Raw genomic sequence first — 17,013 nt, forward strand, 5'->3', positions numbered from 1 at the left:
GCAGTTTTTTGTTATCTAAGGTAGATCCGATGACCGAGTATATTCTGTTGCTTATTGGCACAGTGCTTGTCAATAACTTCGTGTTGGTCAAATTTCTCGGACTATGCCCGTTTATGGGTGTATCCAAAAAACTTGAAACCGCCATTGGCATGGGGTTAGCCACAACATTTGTACTCACGCTTGCATCAGTGTGCTCATATCTTGTTGATCACTTTATTTTGCTTCCTCTTGGTATCAGCTATTTACGCACATTGGCCTTTATTTTAGTGATAGCCGTTGTTGTGCAGTTTACTGAGATGGTGGTGCGCAAAACCAGCCCTGTTCTTTACCGTTTACTTGGTATTTTTCTGCCGCTCATTACCACAAACTGTGCGGTATTGGGTGTTGCACTGCTTAACACCAACCTATCACATAATTTTATTCAATCTGTAATCTACGGGTTTGGTGCCGCGGTTGGTTTTTCCGTTGTGTTGATTTTGTTTGCGGCACTGCGTGAGCGTTTGGCATTAGCCGATATCCCCGCCCCCTTTAAAGGCTCTTCAATTGCGTTGATTACGGCAGGTTTAATGTCGCTAGCCTTTATGGGCTTTACCGGTCTGGTTAAATAAGCATGTTTAGCATTGTAGTTGCTGTTTTAGCATTAGTTGTACTTGCACTTATTTTCGGTGTGCTTTTAGGCTTTGCCTCTATCAAATTTAAAGTTGAAGCTGATCCTATTGTTGATCAGCTGGACGCTATTTTACCGCAAAGCCAGTGTGGACAATGTGGTTATCCTGGTTGCAGACCTTATGCTGAAGCGGTCAGTCAGGGTGAGCAAATTAATAAATGTGCTCCGGGTGGCGAAGGGGTCATTATTAAAATTGCTGACCTGCTGGGTGTTGAACCTCCGGCAGCGAATGAAGAGTTGGCCAATGCCGACTTACGGAAAAAAATTGCCTTTATTCACGAAGATCAGTGTATTGGGTGCACCAAATGTATTCAGGCATGTCCGGTTGATGCCATTATCGGCTCAACAAAATCACTGCATACGGTGATCAGTGATCTCTGCACCGGGTGCGATCTCTGTGTTGCTCCCTGCCCGACTGATTGTATCGAATTGATCCCCGTCGACGAGACTCCCGACACATGGAAATGGGATCTGAACACAATTCCTGTTAAGGTCATCAATTAAGTTATGTCCAGCGTTATCGAAGCTATTCAAAGCGGCCAGCTATGGGATTTCAACGGGGGTATTCATCCGCCCGAAATGAAATCTCAGTCAAACGCCACACCTATCCGCCGGATTGATCTTGCGCCTTATTATGTTGTACCACTGCAACAGCATGCCGGGCAAAGTGGTGATCTGTTGGTCTCTTGTGGTCAGAAAGTATTGAAAGGCCAGCCACTGACCAATTATATCGGCGGTGGACGCGTACTACCTGTACACGCACCAACATCAGGTATTATTACGGCAATAGAGCCAAGAACAACCGCACACCCTTCCGGTTTGCCTGATTTATGTGTTGTAATACAACCCGATGGTAATGATACCTGGTATGAACGGCAGATTATTGATGACTACCACCTTGCCACGCCTGAAACGTTAATCGCACAAATCCGCAGTGCCGGTATTGCAGGTCTCGGTGGTGCAGGCTTCCCGACAGCCGCTAAATTACTCAGCGGTAGCCACTTGGTAAAACTGCTCATCATCAACGCAGCAGAATGTGAACCCTACATCACCGCAGATGACCGCCTCATGCAGGATTATGCCGACGAGGTGATCGAAGGCGCACGTATTTTACGGCATATTCTGCGCCCTGAGCAGGTGGTTATTGGCATTGAAGATAATAAGTCAGCCGCCATCAGTGTCTTGAAAAAGGCTCTCAGTGGCAGTGAGGATATTCAGCTGCGGGTTATTCCCACGAAATACCCTTCCGGCGGAGCAAAACAGCTAATCAAAATTCTAACCGGCTGTGAAGTGCCCAAAGGAAAACACTCTTCAGCCATTGGTGTCTTAATGCAAAATGTGGGAACTGCATTTGCAATTAAACGCGCCATTGTTAACGGTGAGCCGCTGATTGAGCGCGTTGTTACCATGACGGGCGATGCCATTCATGACAAGGGCAATGTCTGGGCTCGCTTAGGTACGCCAGTACAGCATCTGCTCGATCATGCCAGCTTCCGCCCAACCCAAACACCACAAGTGATCATTGGTGGCCCGCTGATGGGCTTTAGCCTACCGCATTTGGATGTTCCGGTCGTCAAAATAACCAACTGTATACTTGCACCAGGCTACACCGAATTTGGGCAACCACAACCCGAGCAAGCCTGTATACGCTGTAGTTCATGCGCCGATGCCTGCCCAGTAAGCCTGCTACCACAGCAGTTATACTGGTTCAGCCGCGGGCAGGATCATGACAAAGCCAGCCAATACAATATTATGGATTGTATTGAGTGCGGGGCCTGTGCTTATGTCTGCCCAAGTAATATTCCGCTAGTACAGTACTATCGCCAAGAGAAATCTGCGCTCTGGGAAATTCGCCGTGATGAGCGAAAAGCAGAAGTGGCTAAACAGCGCTTTGAGGCGAGACAACTGCGGTTACAGCGTGAAAAAGAGGAACGTGAACTGCGGGCTACGCGTGCAGCAGAGGCGCGGCGCAGCACACAAAAATCGGCTGACGGCGTAGATCCGATACAAGCTGCACTTGAGCGAATTAAAGCCAAAAAAGCACAGGCTCAAGCGCAAGAAGGCTCTCACACTGATGTGCCGCAGATTACTCAAATACGTAATGAGTCAGCTACAGATCTGGCTGGCCGGACTGTCGTGGAGCAAAATGCAGCCATTACTGGCCGTGAAATGCGAAAACAGCAAGCCCGTGAGCAAAAAGCACGCAAAGCTGCGCAGAGTTCTGCTGATACAGCCCTTTCGGCCACCGAGCAAGTTGCTGTAACACCCGCCGCAACACAAGCTGAAGAGGCTGATCCGCGCAAAGCGGCTGTCGCGGCTGCTATTGCACGGGCAAAAGCACGCAAAGCTGCGCAGAGTTCTGCTGATACAGCCCTTTCGGCCACCGAGCAAGTTGCTGTAACACCCGCCGCAACACAAGCTGAAGAGGCTGATCCGCGCAAAGCGGCGGTCGCGGCCGCCATCGCGCGGGCAAAAGCACGCAAAGCCGCGCAGGGTTCTGCTGATACTCTCCCTCCGGCCACCGAACCCGTTGCTGTAACACCCGCCGCAACACAAGCTGAAGAGGCTGATCCGCGCAAAGCGGCTGTCGCGGCTGCTATTGCACGGGCAAAAGCACGCAAAGCCGCGCAGGGTTCTGCTGATACTGTCCCTCCGGCTACCGAGCCTGTTACTGCAACACCAGACGCAACACAAACTGAAGAGGCTGATCCGCGAAAAGCAGCGGTCGCGGCCGCCATCGCGCGGGCAAAAGCACGCAAAGCCGCGCAGGGTTCTGCTGATACTCTCCCTCCGGCCACCGAGCCTGTTGCTGCAACACCCGCCGCAACACAAACTGAAGAGGCGGATCCGCGTAAAGCGGCTGTCGCGGCTGCTATTGCACGGGCAAAAGCACGCAAAGCCGCGCAGGGTTCTGCCGATACTGCCCATCTGACCACCGAGCCTGTTGCTGCAACACCAGACGCAACACAAACTGAAGAGGCTGATCCGCGAAAAGCAGCGGTCGCGGCCGCCATCGCGCGGGCAAAAGCACGCAAAGCCGCACAAGCGACAGCTACACAAACAGATAACGGCAGTACAATTCATACTGAAATGCGTGAGGAAGAGACAAACCGATGATCTTTAAAATTGCTAGCTCCCCTTACACGCATAACCACCAAAGTACCAACATGCTGATGCGTCAGGTGATTATCGCCTGCATTCCTGGCGTGGCCGCACAATGGTTTTTCTTTGGCTGGGGCAGCTTGATTCAGATTGCAATTGCTATCATAACGGCAGTTATTGCAGAAAGTCTGGTGCTGTTTTTGCGGAAAAAGCCTATCCGGCAAACGCTGCAAGACAATACCGCCATACTCACCGGCTTGCTGCTTGGGATATGTATCCCACCATTAGCACCTTGGTGGATTATGGTTATTGGCATTATTTTTGCCGTAATCATTGCCAAGCAACTGTACGGCGGTCTGGGGCAAAATCTGTTTAACCCAGCTATGGTTGGCTATGTGGTACTGTTAATCTCTTTTCCTGTGCAGATGACATCATGGCTTCCTCCGCTGAGCCTGCAAACAGAGCCGGTTTCGTTGACTGACAGTGCCATGGTTATTTTTAGTGGGCATACGCTAGAGGGCAGCACCATGCATCAACTGCTGATTGATGCAGATGGCGTTACCCAAGCAACCCCGCTGGACACACTAAAAACCAGCCTGAAAAACGGGTTAACTGTACATGAAATTATGCAAAAACCGTTTTTTGCGCAAGGTGGCAGTGTTGGCTGGTTATGGACAAATATTGGTTTTATGCTGGGTGGCCTCTACCTGCTGTACCGCCGCACAATACAATGGATGATTCCGGTCAGCTTTTTGGCCAGCTTAACGGTAGTTAGTACGCTCGGCTGGCTGATTTCGGCCGATTCTGCCGCAACACCGTGGTTTGCCCTCTTTTCAGGCGCAACTATGTTTGGTGCTTTTTTCATTGCAACCGATCCGGTAACGGCCTCAACAACCGTCAAAGGGCGTCTGATTTTCGGGGCTTTAATTGGTTTGCTGGTCTACCTAATTCGAACATTTGGTGGCTACCCTGATGGCGTAGCATTCGGTGTACTGATTGCCAATATGGCCGTTCCCCTGATCGATCATTACACCCAACCCAGAGTTTACGGGCGCTAAGGATTTTATCATGTTAAATACAATGCGCCGTCATGGCATTACGCTGGCTATTTTTGCGCTGGTTACTACCGGTATGATCGTGGTTGTACACTCGCTGACTAACGATAAAATTGCTGCACAGGCCAAATTACAGCAGGTAAACCTGATTAATCAGGTATTACCACCAGAGCTGTATAATAATGACCCGTTAAAAGAGTGTGTATTGGTCACCAGCTCTGCGCTACTGGGTACAACCACACCGCAGAAAGCCTATTTAGCGCGTAAAAACGGCCAACCTGTTGCCATGGCGATAGAGAGCACAGCCCCTAACGGTTATTCCGGCGCAATTAAACTGATTGTCGGGGCAACATTGAATGGGGAATCACTCGGCGTACGCGTATTAGAGCACCATGAAACACCGGGGCTGGGTGATAAAATAGAGTTGCGCATCTCTGACTGGATTTTGAGCTTTAAAGACAAAATTTTAAAAAATGATACTGATTCACGCTGGGCAGTACGCAAAGATGGCGGTATGTTTGACCAATTTACCGGAGCAACTATTACCCCCCGAGCCGTGGTTGGCAGTGTTAAAAACACGCTGATTTATGCACACCAATACGGTACAGAATTATTTAACCAAACACCTGATTGCGGTGAATAAACACGCGATGATTTAGTGATTGATGGAGTAAACGTGTGAATAATCCACGAGAAATTTTGCTGCAAGGGTTATGGAAAAACAACTCCGCACTGGTACAATTGCTGGGTTTGTGCCCTTTGCTCGCAGTAACATCAACAGCAACCAATGCGCTTGGCTTAGGCCTAGCTACCATGCTGGTACTGATTTGTACAAACGTGACTGTTTCAGCCATTCGCCACTGGGTACCCAATGAAATCAGAATACCTATTTATGTGATGATCATTGCCTCGGTAGTCACCGTTGTGCAGTTGCTGATGAATGCCTATGCCTTTGGGTTGTATCAGTCATTGGGGATCTTCATCCCCCTTATCGTTACAAACTGTATTGTTATTGGCCGTGCAGAGGCTTTTGCGGCAAAAAACTCTGTTGCTGATTCTGCGCTCGACGGGCTGGCGATTGGTTTAGGTGCAACATCAGCGCTGTTTGTCTTAGGCTCGCTACGTGAAATTATTGGTAAAGGTACTCTCTTTGATGGAGCAGATCTTTTACTCGGCTCATGGGCTACTGTATTACGTATTGATATTCTGCATCTGGATAACAGCTTTTTACTGGCAATTTTACCACCCGGTGCATTTATTGGGCTGGGTTTTATGCTGGCGGGAAAATATCTGATTGACCAAAAAATCAAAACCCGCAGCAGTGCGGCAGCGTCCCTTGAATCTTCTCTTGAACATGGTGAGCTGAAAAAAACCAACAGTTGCCACTGACTTTCACCGTGCAAGGAAGAGCAGATATGAACCAGAAAAAAAGAGTCGAAATTCTACAACGATTACGAAAGCAAAACCCAAAACCCACAACCGAACTAAACTTTAGCTCTCCGTTTGAGTTGTTAATTGCGGTAATGTTGTCAGCTCAAGCTACTGATGTCAGTGTTAATAAAGCCACAGACAAGCTCTACCCTGTCGCCAATACTCCGCAGGCTATTTTTGATTTGGGTGTTGATGGCTTAAAAAGTTACATAAAAACCATTGGGCTCTATAACACCAAAGCCGAAAACGTCATCAAAACCTGCCGTATTTTGCTTGATCAACATGGTAGCGTCGTACCTGAAAGTCGTGAAGCACTGGAAGCATTACCCGGTGTCGGAAGGAAAACAGCCAATGTAGTACTCAACACCGCATTCGGATGGCCTACTATTGCCGTAGATACCCATATTTTCCGTGTATCCAACCGTACAGGCTTTGCTCCGGGTAAAAACGTCAATGAAGTTGAAACCAAACTTCTCAGCGTTGTGCCTGCCGAATTTAAGCTCGATGTGCACCACTGGCTTATTTTACACGGCCGCTACACCTGTATTGCCCGCAAGCCTCGCTGTGGCTCATGTATCATTGAAGACTTATGTGAATATAGCGAAAAAACCGAATAAAAAATCACATTAATCACTAGCGTATAATCTCAGTGTAACGTGTTTTCCGCACAAATAGATAACGCTGTACCACATAAAATCGGGTAACCTTTGCGTTATCACAATCTACTTTGTGGTAAGTTAACCTCGTGTGTTGCGCATTTGCATTTATTTCTGAACGCTAATACCTAGAGATAAATTGATTATTTATTCAGTGACGCATTTTGCGTCACTTTTTTTATCCCTATACCCATAAAGTGTACAGTGCTATTTATCATGTTAACCTTGGCCAGACTCACATTTTAATCTTATATGGATGCTGGCTCGTCAAGTGCTTCGTAAGCTCTTGCTTTCTTAATCGGTCTATCCATGCATACGTTTGAATTTACCCATCATCAAGATGAACGACTTACTTCGATGATTGAATATCCCTGATCAAACACCCTAGATGTGGTTTCCAGCGTGAGCTCGGCAGGGACAATCACTATAAACGTAAACAAAATGCCTAGAAGAACAAATTATCGCCATTTTTGAAGCAATTGATTGTATATATTCATAAATGTCGAAGGAGTATTAGTGATGTTACCGAAAAGTGCTATATCCCTTTTTGGGATAAAACACTGACGCACACCTAGGCCACCATTAAAACACAAAGACATACAAACAGACCCATTAGGATTAGTTTTCTCTTGATCAATGGAAATAGTCACGCCTTCATTTCGTAATACATGAGCTGTCAAATACAGATTAATGGCTTCCCTAGATAAAGGTGGTGATAGAGAAGGTAATCCATTGAATTTTGATTCAAATTCCGCCCCAACTTTCTCACGTTGGCTTTTAAATACAGCCATCTGTTTTTTTCCTTTACTCGAAAAAAACAAAATAATTTTATTAAAAATGGACATCAATAATCCACTTTTCCGTGAGGGGAATGTATAGCTATGATTTAATATCTCTTCGATATCATTCCGTTTAAGATAACTATTCGGAACAGTCATTTGAACGGGTAATTTATTTTTTTCAACCTCTACTGTAGAGACAGATCGTGCACGAGGTACTAACGAGCTATTATATAAATGCTCTACTCCCCGATACTGAGGTTGTTGAGCTCCACTATTGACAGTAATCTTCATTATATTTTCTTCCGATCATCAACGTGGCAGCAGTACACAACAACTTAACGTCTATCCCTATCCTACAAAAACCCTATTTCATACTTATGTATCTCTTCATGCTAGATTATAGTGGTCTAATAATCCCGGATACTCTTTTAGGTAGTACAGTTGAAGTATTCAATGACAAGATTGCGTCACTCATTTACTGCCGAGCTCAAGCTGGAAACGGCATCTCTGGCCTTTGCTCAGAGATATTCGAATCGAAATGGGACACCCCATCGAAGATGTTGCTCTACTCTGATCAGAACAGTTAATAATTTGGCCAAAAATTTCGACAACAACTGTGACTACCGCATTAATACCCACAAGATTAAACACTTTTACTGGCGAATATGGTGAATAATACTGGTTACAATACCTACAATATGCGGCGTAGCATGTGTATCAAGATCAGGATGATCCGGGTTTAATGATAACAAACAGGCTTCATCATTTTGGCTATCACTCTGACTATCACTGCCCTGTTGCATTTCATACACCACCATCTCCCCCTGCTGCATAATAATCAACAAATCACCTGATTTAGGTAACAATATGCGATCAACTACCAGAATATCGCCGGAACGGATACCCGCATTTGTCATACCTGATCCGGTAATTCGCATAAAAAAAGTATCATCTGGGCGCTTAATACAATGCAGATTTAGATCAAGACGCTGACGTCCGGAAAAAGGGTGAGAAGAAGTCGGTATACCTAACGCATTGTCATTAAAAAATGCCACTGGGCGGTAGGTGAACAGATCATTGGGGAGCGAAATGTTCAGTTCCATGATAGCCTTATCTATACTGTACGTTTATACAGTATAAGATAAGGAGTATCGGTTTCAGATGCAAGTATTTCTGAACACCGAATACCACTTTTTTGTGCTGTAGATAGCAGACATAAAAAAACCTCTGATATACAGAGGTTTTACAGCGCTTATATAAGAAAAGCTTAGCATATCAATTAGTAAATTAACCGATATGTGTCAAGCCACCCATATAGCTGCGCAATACTTCAGGGATCTCAATTCGGCCATCCGATTGCTGATAGTTCTCGAGAACCGCCACCAATGTACGGCCTACCGCCAAACCAGAACCGTTTAAGGTATGCACCAAACGCGGTTTCTTATCGCTCTTAGAGCGGCAACGAGCCTGCATACGGCGAGCTTGGAAATCCCCCATGTTAGAACATGAAGAGATCTCGCGGTAAGTATCTTGTGCCGGCAACCACACTTCCAAATCATAGGTTTTGTGTGAGCCAAAGCCCATGTCACCGGTACACAGAAGCATGGTACGGTATGGCAGACCCAGCAGTTGCAGTACTTTCTCTGCATGGCCAGTCAGCTCTTCGAGAGCCTGCATAGAGTCTTCTGGGCGAACAATTTGCACCATTTCAACTTTATCAAACTGGTGCATACGGATCAGACCACGGGTGTCTCGACCATATGAACCGGCTTCAGAACGGAAGCACGGGGTATGAGCCGTCATCTTCAGAGGCAATGACTCTTCTTCAAGAATATCACCACGGACCAAGTTCGTTACCGGTACTTCTGCTGTTGGGATCAGAGCATAAGTTGGATCACCCTCTTCCAATGGCATTGTGTGGAACAGATCTTTGCCAAACTTAGGCAGTTGGCCGGTACCGTACAGCGATTCGTGGTTTACCAGATACGGCACATATGTTTCCAAATAACCGTGTTCTGTGGTGTGCAAATCCAGCATAAACTGGGCAAGCGCACGATGCAGTTTTGCAATCTGGCCTTTTAATACCACAAAGCGCGAACCGGTTAGTTTCACCGCAGCGGCAAAATCCATACCACCGGCCATCTCGCCTAGATCAACGTGATCACGTACAGTGAAATCGTAGCTGCGTGGTGTACCCCAACGGCGAACTTCATGGTTGTCAGCTTCATCGCGGCCACTTGGCACATCATCTGCCGGAATATTCGGAATACTCAGCGCTATATCACGCCATGCATCTTGCAACTGATCCAGCTCAGCTTTTGCTGCATCCAGCTCACTTCCCATGGAAGCAACTTCATCTAGCAATGGCTGAATATCTTCACCACGCGCTTTGGCAGAACCAATCGCTTTCGAACGAGCGTTACGTTCAGCTTGCAGATTTTCAGTTTTTACCTGCAATACTTTACGTTTTTCTTCCAGCGCTTTAAGCGTTTCAACATCAATTTTAAAGCCACGACGTGCCAGCTTCTCTGCCACCACGTCAAGATCGTTTCGTAGCAAATTAGGATCGAGCATTTTTATCCCGCTTTTTATCGTTATTTAAGAAATTTAATCTGAGCCATCTCAGAAATAGAGCGCTCAGCTATCTTATTTTCGCTGTTTTACAGCGCAGGGTCTACTGTAAACACCCGTTCTATATACCCTTAATACAAACATTAACGCAAAGCCATATGTTACGGATAGCGTTTTATCGGGCTATTTTGATCTTGCTGTGCTAACCAGCTCAGTTTCTCAGCAATTTTACCTTCTAAGCCGCGTGCGGTAGGGTGATAGTAACGTGTTTGCTGCATTTCTGGCGGCAAATAGCTCTCACCGGCGGCATAGGCATGCGGTTCATTGTGCGCATAGCGATACTCTGCACCTAACCCCATCTGCTTCATCATGGCCGTTGGCGCATTACGCAGATGATCAGGCACATCATAATCGGGGTTATTCTTGGCATCAGCCAGTGCAGCGTTAAAAGCGTTATACACCGCATTGCTTTTTGGCGCGCACGCCAAATACACCACAGCTTGTGCAATGGCCCGTTCACCTTCTGCAGGGCCTACACGGGTAAAGCAATCCCATGCCGCCAAAGCAATTTGCATACCCCGCGGGTCGGCATTACCCACATCTTCAGAGGCAATAGCCAATAATCGGCGTGCAACATACAGAGGATCACCGCCAGCAGTTAGTATTCGAGCATACCAGTACAGCGCACCGTCAGGTGATGAACCCCGGATCGACTTATGCAGCGCCGAGATAAGGTCGTAGTAACGATCACCTTTGTTGTCAAAACGCGCGCTACGCTCGCCGATTACATCCGTCAACAGTTGCGGGGATAACACCTTCTGGCCATCAGCATTTTCTGTGGCCATATCCACCATCAGCTCAAGGCAGTTCAGCGCCATGCGTGCATCACCATTGACCAACCGCATCAGCTGTTCCCGAGTCTGAGGCAGCAGTTGCAACGGCTGAGTGCCTAAACCGCGCGCACTATCATGCATGGCTTGATCAAGCACCGTACCAATCTCCTCTTCCGTTAGGGATTTAAGAAGATAGGTGCGAGCACGCGATAACAGCGCATTATTAAGCTCAAAAGAGGGATTTTCGGTTGTTGCACCAATAAAGGTAATAGTGCCATCTTCAATGTGCGGCAGAAATGCATCTTGCTGACTTTTATTGAAGCGATGCACTTCATCCACAAACAAAATTGTGCGACGGTTGCGATCACGGTTACTGCGTGCCCGTTCAATCGCTTCGCGGATCTCTTTGATACCCGATGTTACCGCAGAGACGCGTTCAACATCGGCATCAGCATAACGGGCTATCACTTCGGCTAACGTTGTTTTGCCTGTACCCGGTGGGCCCCACAAGATCATTGAGTGTAGATGACCCGCTTCAATTGCCCGACGCAGGGGTTTTCCCTGCGCTAAAAGGTGGGATTGCCCAATATACTGTGCCAGTGTTGTCGGGCGCATTCGAGCCGCCAGCGGTTGAAAGTCAGCGGCAAAATCCAACGATAAATTACTCACCAAACCGCCTTACTGACGCTGATCGTCGATTTCTACACCTTTAGGCACGTTGAAGGTATAGGTTGCTTTATTCACTGGCGTGGTTGAAAAACGCGATAATGTAGTCTTACTGGTTTGGCCGTCTTGCTCAACCACAGAGAAACCATTGATAACACCTGCCGACGTCACATTTAGCTGGAATTGTTTGATATTGCCGTCAGTTTTAATCGGTTTTAGGGTAAACACATCCCCTTTCTGACTGACATTATACTGTGCCCAGTCAGACGGGTTATTGCGGGTTAGCAAAACAAAAGGGGTATTACCGGTGACATCTTTTAAATTGCTGATGGTGACCTGTTCAACAAACGGGTTAAAAAACCATACGGTTTTGCCGTTGGTTACCAGCAGCGTTTCATCCGGTGTTTTGCTTTCCCAACGAAATAAATTCGGGCGGGATACCGAAAGAGCGCCATCCCCTTTTTGCAGGGTTGTGCCATTAGCTGCATTCACGGTTTGTGTAAATGAGGCACTAAAACTGTTTACTTTACCTAATCGGGTTTGTAGATCACCACGAGCATCAGCCCAAGCACTTGATGACACAAGGCTCAATACCAAGCCGCAGGCCATTACTCCTGCAACCATAGCTGTTTTTATTTTTGCTGTTTTCCTGTTTGTTTGTGCTTTCATTGTGATTCTCACTTTTCCGCTCAATCATACAACTTGCGATTTTGCACATCAGTTTGCAGGTGATTTTTCAGGTAGCATCCCTGCACTCTGATTTCCGTACACAGGTTAGATTCTCTGTGTAAAGGCTGGTCAGAATGCAGGGTTTATTGATTTAACTTCCGATTTCGTTGCCCATTTATTTACCGATTTAATCGTGCTGATTTAATCTCGCATTGGCGGCGGCGCTAAGACTTCACGGTTACCGTTGTGCCCTTGAGCACTCACAATACCCTGACTCTCCATCTGCTCAATAATGCGAGCCGCCCGGTTATATCCGATTTTAAATTTACGCTGCACCCCGGAAATTGAACCTCGACGGGTTTCGGTAACAAACACAACGGCTTGATCAAACAGCGGATCGAGCTCTTCATCCATGCCATCGTAACCTGCACCACCTTCAGCACTGTCACCGGCTAAAATAGCATCAATGTACTGCGGGCGACCGCGTGCTTTCCAGTCTTGTGCAACTGCATGCACCTCCTGATCACGGACAAATGCGCCATGAACACGCTCAGGAATAGAGGAGTTCGGTGGCATGTAAAGCATGTCTCCCATCCCCAGTAAGCTCTCTGCACCGCCCTGATCAAGAATGGTACGTGAGTCAATTTTACTCGATACCGTAAACGCAATACGGGTTGGGATATTGGCTTTAATCAGGCCAGTAATAACATCGACTGAAGGGCGCTGAGTAGCCAAGACCAGATGAATACCGGCTGCACGCGCTTTCTGTGCCAAACGTGCAATCAGCTCTTCAATTTTCTTGCCCGCCACCATCATCAGATCAGCAAATTCATCAACCATCACCACGATATAAGGCAGTTTAGTCAGTGCTGGCGGCATAGGTTCCATACTGTCGCCCGGACGCCATAACGGGTCTGGAATCGGCTGCCCCATCTGCTCGGCCATGACTACTCGCTCGTTATAACCGGTGATATTCCGAACACCCAGCAGTGACATCAGCTTATAACGACGCTCCATCTCGCCAACACACCAGCGCAGCGCATTCGCGGCATCTTTCATGTCAGTGACAACTTCAGTCAGCAGGTGCGGGATCCCCTGATAAACCGAAAGTTCCAGCATTTTCGGGTCAATCATGATGAAGCGAACTTCATCAGGTGTCGCCTTATACAAAATGCTGAGGATCATGGCGTTAACGCCGACCGATTTCCCTGAACCTGTAGTACCGGCAACCAGCAAATGCGGCATTTTTGCTAAGTCAGCCACGACAGGCTTACCGGCAATATCTTTACCCAATACAACCGTCAATGGCGATGTGCTTTGGCGGAAAGCATCACAATCGAGTACTTCTCGCAAGAAAACGGTTTGTCGATTTTTATTTGGCAACTCTAAACCGACATACGATTTTCCGGGGATCACTTCAACTACACGCACCGCAGAGGTGGACAGTGCACGGGCCAGATCGCGCGACAAGTTGGAAATACGCGCAGCTTTAACACCGGGAGCAAGATCAAGCTCAAAGCGGGTAATCACCGGCCCCGGTGAAATTTCCGCGACATCCGCTTTGATACGGTAGTCATTCAAGCGCTCTTCCACCAAACGTGCCGTAGCTTCAAGCTCTTGATCACTGACTGGTTGCTCGGCATTCGTTGGCATTGCCAGCAATTCGAGTGTAGGCAGCGGTGTGGTTGGCTTTGGCATTCTCTCTTCTTGTTGCATTAAGAAAGGGTGTAAAAAAGCCAGATTCTCTTGTTCGGCGCGTTTGCGCATGCGGGCAATCTCTGCCGCCTGTTCCTGATAGCGCAATGCCTCTTCTTCATCTTGCAGATCTTGTTGATCCTGCACCGCTATCTCTTGTTCAACATCTTGTCTTACCTGTGTGCGGCGATCTTCTGCGCGATCTTCTTCTTGCGTGCGATGGCTAGACTCCCAAGCAGTGCTCATCACCGGTTCAGTACGTGCCGGTCGCAGATGATTATTGCGGGAAGGCTCTGTCTGCAAAGTTTGTAGCGCTTCCAATTGTGTACTATACGCACTTGATGGGCTGACGCTTGGTGCACTCACATTGGTTGTATAGGCACTTGTATTTTCCGTATGGGTAAATGCCGAGTAAGCCGCCGGTGTTTCTGGCACTGTAGCTGATGTTGCATATGGTGATGAAGATACTGCCTTCGGTTCAGTTTCTAACTCTTCATGCGGTACAGATTCAGGTACAGGCTCAAAAGTAAACAGAGGCTCCGGAGTTTGCTCTACCACCGGCTCAAAGGTAAAGGTCGGTTCTGTTCTCTTTGACAGACTCGATGTATCTGATGGCTCTGATGCAGCAAATTGGAGCGGTTTACGCACGGCTTCCACTGCACGCTGTAAACGAGCATTTTCATGCGCTTCAAATTCGGCCTGTAAACGGGCGTTAAGTGCATCATCATCGTCAACAGGGCTATTAGCAATACCGTGATTTACACTTGGACGCACATTACTGCCCAAATGATCAGCAGTGTGTACCGTACGTTCAGAGGTAGCAACAGCAGCGCTTTCGATAGCTGTACTGTGAGTTGCAGTATTTTGGGTATCGGCATATTGAGTTGCCGTGTGCTGATTAGTCGCACTTTGAATATCACTTTCATCGCGTGCGGTGAACGAGTATGCACTCGTCAGATCATCATCTTGCTGCTGAGCAAAGAATGTGGGAACTTCAACCCCAGGGATCAGCGGATTCTCACGCTTTAACGCATCTTCAATCTGCTTATGCTGAGCATTTTCTTGCTCTTGCTGCTCGATTTCACGCTGACGCTGCTCGGCAATACGCTCAGACGGCAGCTTAATACCCAGTGAGGCAAGTGTACGGCGAGTTGGAATTTTAACCGGATTTGGCCTCGGCATTTCAGGCACGTTAGGCTTAACCTGTGGTTTCGGCGTATATGCCGTATCGGCATCATCACTGTGATGAGCGCTAAAACTGTGCGCGGATACATCGTGAAGATCGCCGCTCTCCCCTGCCACCGAATGCTCTGCTATTCCTATATCTGATGAGGCATTAGAAAAAGCTGAACCAAACGGGGTGATCTCTTCATCAAACACCTGATTGATGCTTTGGCTACTAAATGCCGCCACTTTTTCAGGTGAACGAATATCAGCCTGTACTGGAGATGGGTCCATCGCCATAAGCGCATCAAGCCCGGCCAGATTGACTTGCGGCTCAAACCAGTTATCTGTATCACTGTTATCATCAACGTGAATTGTTGCAGCCTGCGAAGGCGCAACTGCTGTTGACAATGCAGCAGCGACAGCCGCCGGTACAACAGCAGATTTGATCTCTGGTTCTCTTATTGCAGGTATTACGGGCTTGCTTATTTCAGACTCTTGGCCAGATAAACGCGGTGTAACTGCTTTCATTGCTGAATCAGTATGAGTACTGAGTGAAATATCATCATCCATGCGATGAGCATGCAAAGATGGCATGACAGTATCCTTACCATCCATCTCAGGCTTTTTTGTGGTAGGTTCAGCCTTAACCGCAGTCTCTGCTACCGCATTGTTCTTCGCTCGGCGAGGTGATTGCAGCAGTACATCATCGCTGTCTATATCATCACTGGCTATACCATCTTGATCGGCATCGTATTCTGATGGGTTATCATGTAGATCGAGATCACGCGTACGCTTTTGATTTTTTTGCGGCTGCTTTTTGCTGTTTTTTGCCGTTACCGCAGCAGGCTCTTCCTGCTCGTCGAGCTCTGCATCATCAAGGTCTTCATCATAACCATCATCATCGTCATGATCATAACCTTGCTGATCAACATAATCGGCATCATCCGCTTCACGTGCAGCTTTATCTGCCGCTGCTTTTTCAGTCAGCATTTCACGACGGCGAGTGCCGCCACCCGAAAAAAAGGCTACCGGGCTTAAAATAGCGGCACCAATATTTTCGGCCAATGTCAGCCATGACAAACCGGTAAACAAAGTCACTGCCGATGCCCAGACACACAACAAAATCAACGTTGCGCCGATTTGTGAGAACCAAGGCACACTGTAGTTGCTGATAGCCGCACCGATAAACCCACCGGAAGGGAAATAGTAAAAGTCATCAATACTGATAGCAGCTAACCCGCAAGATGCGCCAATCAGCAGTACTACACCTATCAGGCGTAATGCTAAATTCAAGAAATCAAACGGTTCATCATCGCTACGGCGACGGAACATCACCCATGCTGCAAGCACCATAATTGGCGGCACGGTATAAGCAAGCACCCCGACCGATAAGAATAGCGTATCAGCAACCCACGCCCCTACCGCACCGGTAATATTTTGTATTGCATCATGCCATGAAGCTTGTGACCAACTCGGATCTGAGGGGTCAAAGCTAAGCAGTGCAACCATCATATAGACAGCAAAAATAACACCCACAATCAGGAATGCTTCCATAATGCGGTGTAATCCACTTAATTTCTTATTGGCTCTAGCTTTTTTTTCTGCGAGTACCTGGCTCAAAAATGTCTCTCCAGGAGTCAATATTAACGACCAAAAATACGCCGAGCGGCACAAGCCGCTCGAGCGTTTTGATCTGGATGAATGGCCAGTATTTTAACT

General features: G+C 47.4%; 13 protein-coding genes. 7 read left to right on the forward strand and 6 right to left on the reverse strand.

What is annotated here, in order from left to right; genetic code table 11:
- The first annotated feature begins 29 nt into the window (after positions 1-29).
- Genes rsxA through nth form a run of 7 tightly spaced genes read left to right on the forward strand, consistent with a single transcriptional unit; the run spans position 30 to position 6,872 of the window.
- A complete protein-coding gene (gene rsxA / locus AC1HDJ_RS09920) occupies positions 30-608 on the forward strand; it encodes an electron transport complex subunit RsxA (protein WP_438624034.1) in 579 nt (192 codons plus the stop codon).
- A gap of 2 nt (positions 609-610) precedes the next feature.
- A complete protein-coding gene (gene rsxB / locus AC1HDJ_RS09925) occupies positions 611-1,171 on the forward strand; it encodes an electron transport complex subunit RsxB (protein ID WP_479535542.1) in 561 nt (186 codons plus the stop codon).
- Between the two features lie 3 nt (positions 1,172-1,174).
- Positions 1,175-3,784, forward strand: a complete 2,610-nt coding sequence (gene rsxC / locus AC1HDJ_RS09930; protein WP_479535544.1) for an electron transport complex subunit RsxC — start codon at positions 1,175-1,177, stop codon at positions 3,782-3,784.
- The gene (rsxD, locus tag AC1HDJ_RS09935) at positions 3,781-4,827 is read left to right on the forward strand and encodes an electron transport complex subunit RsxD (RefSeq protein WP_479535546.1); all 1,047 of its coding nucleotides are present in this window, start codon (positions 3,781-3,783) and stop codon (positions 4,825-4,827) included. The genes rsxC and rsxD overlap by 4 nt, the downstream gene beginning before the upstream one ends.
- 10 nt (positions 4,828-4,837) lie before the next feature.
- On the forward strand, positions 4,838-5,467 hold the full coding sequence (gene rsxG / locus AC1HDJ_RS09940) for an electron transport complex subunit RsxG (RefSeq protein WP_479535548.1): 630 nt from the start codon (positions 4,838-4,840) through the stop codon (positions 5,465-5,467).
- Between the two features lie 35 nt (positions 5,468-5,502).
- Positions 5,503-6,213, forward strand: a complete 711-nt coding sequence (locus AC1HDJ_RS09945) for an electron transport complex subunit E (protein WP_479535550.1) — start codon at positions 5,503-5,505, stop codon at positions 6,211-6,213.
- Positions 6,214-6,239: 26 nt separating this feature from the next.
- Complete coding sequence (gene nth, locus AC1HDJ_RS09950) at positions 6,240-6,872, forward strand: endonuclease III (RefSeq protein ID WP_479535552.1); 633 nt, start codon at positions 6,240-6,242, stop codon at positions 6,870-6,872.
- A gap of 497 nt (positions 6,873-7,369) precedes the next feature.
- Here the strand turns inward: nth and AC1HDJ_RS09955 are convergent, their stop codons facing one another.
- From AC1HDJ_RS09955 to AC1HDJ_RS09980, 6 genes are all read right to left on the reverse strand, one after another.
- On the reverse strand, positions 7,370-7,984 hold the full coding sequence (locus tag AC1HDJ_RS09955) for a hypothetical protein (RefSeq protein ID WP_479535554.1): 615 nt from the start codon (positions 7,982-7,984) through the stop codon (positions 7,370-7,372).
- 362 nt (positions 7,985-8,346) lie between these two features.
- Positions 8,347-8,796, reverse strand: coding sequence for a LexA family protein (locus tag AC1HDJ_RS09960; protein WP_479535556.1), 450 nt, complete (start codon positions 8,794-8,796; stop codon positions 8,347-8,349).
- 184 nt (positions 8,797-8,980) lie between these two features.
- Positions 8,981-10,267 (reverse strand): serine--tRNA ligase, encoded by a 1,287-nt coding sequence (gene serS / locus AC1HDJ_RS09965; protein ID WP_479535558.1) that lies wholly within the window; start codon positions 10,265-10,267, stop codon positions 8,981-8,983.
- A gap of 158 nt (positions 10,268-10,425) precedes the next feature.
- Positions 10,426-11,766, reverse strand: a complete 1,341-nt coding sequence (locus tag AC1HDJ_RS09970; protein WP_479535560.1) for a replication-associated recombination protein A — start codon at positions 11,764-11,766, stop codon at positions 10,426-10,428.
- A 9-nt stretch (positions 11,767-11,775) separates the two neighbouring features.
- A complete protein-coding gene (gene lolA, locus AC1HDJ_RS09975) occupies positions 11,776-12,387 on the reverse strand; it encodes an outer membrane lipoprotein periplasmic chaperone LolA (RefSeq protein ID WP_479537090.1) in 612 nt (203 codons plus the stop codon).
- Between the two features lie 246 nt (positions 12,388-12,633).
- Entirely contained in the window at positions 12,634-16,914 is a 4,281-nt protein-coding gene (locus AC1HDJ_RS09980) for a DNA translocase FtsK 4TM domain-containing protein (RefSeq protein WP_479535562.1), read from the reverse strand.
- Positions 16,915-17,013 lie beyond the last annotated feature (99 nt).

The sequence above is a fragment of the Plesiomonas sp. ISS29 genome (assembly GCF_056522795.1).

Coding starts and splice junctions, on each gene's coding strand:
- AC1HDJ_RS09955 (WP_479535554.1), bottom strand. CDS start 7,984: ATGAAGATTACTGTCAATAGTGGAGCTCAACAACCTCAGTATCGGGGA.
- rsxG (WP_479535548.1), top strand. CDS start 4,838: ATGTTAAATACAATGCGCCGTCATGGCATTACGCTGGCTATTTTTGCG.
- lolA (WP_479537090.1), bottom strand. CDS start 12,387: ATGGTTGCAGGAGTAATGGCCTGCGGCTTGGTATTGAGCCTTGTGTCA.
- rsxC (WP_479535544.1), top strand. CDS start 1,175: ATGTCCAGCGTTATCGAAGCTATTCAAAGCGGCCAGCTATGGGATTTC.
- serS (WP_479535558.1), bottom strand. CDS start 10,267: ATGCTCGATCCTAATTTGCTACGAAACGATCTTGACGTGGTGGCAGAG.
- AC1HDJ_RS09960 (WP_479535556.1), bottom strand. CDS start 8,796: ATGGAACTGAACATTTCGCTCCCCAATGATCTGTTCACCTACCGCCCA.
- rsxB (WP_479535542.1), top strand. CDS start 611: ATGTTTAGCATTGTAGTTGCTGTTTTAGCATTAGTTGTACTTGCACTT.
- rsxD (WP_479535546.1), top strand. CDS start 3,781: ATGATCTTTAAAATTGCTAGCTCCCCTTACACGCATAACCACCAAAGT.
- nth (WP_479535552.1), top strand. CDS start 6,240: ATGAACCAGAAAAAAAGAGTCGAAATTCTACAACGATTACGAAAGCAA.
- rsxA (WP_438624034.1), top strand. CDS start 30: ATGACCGAGTATATTCTGTTGCTTATTGGCACAGTGCTTGTCAATAAC.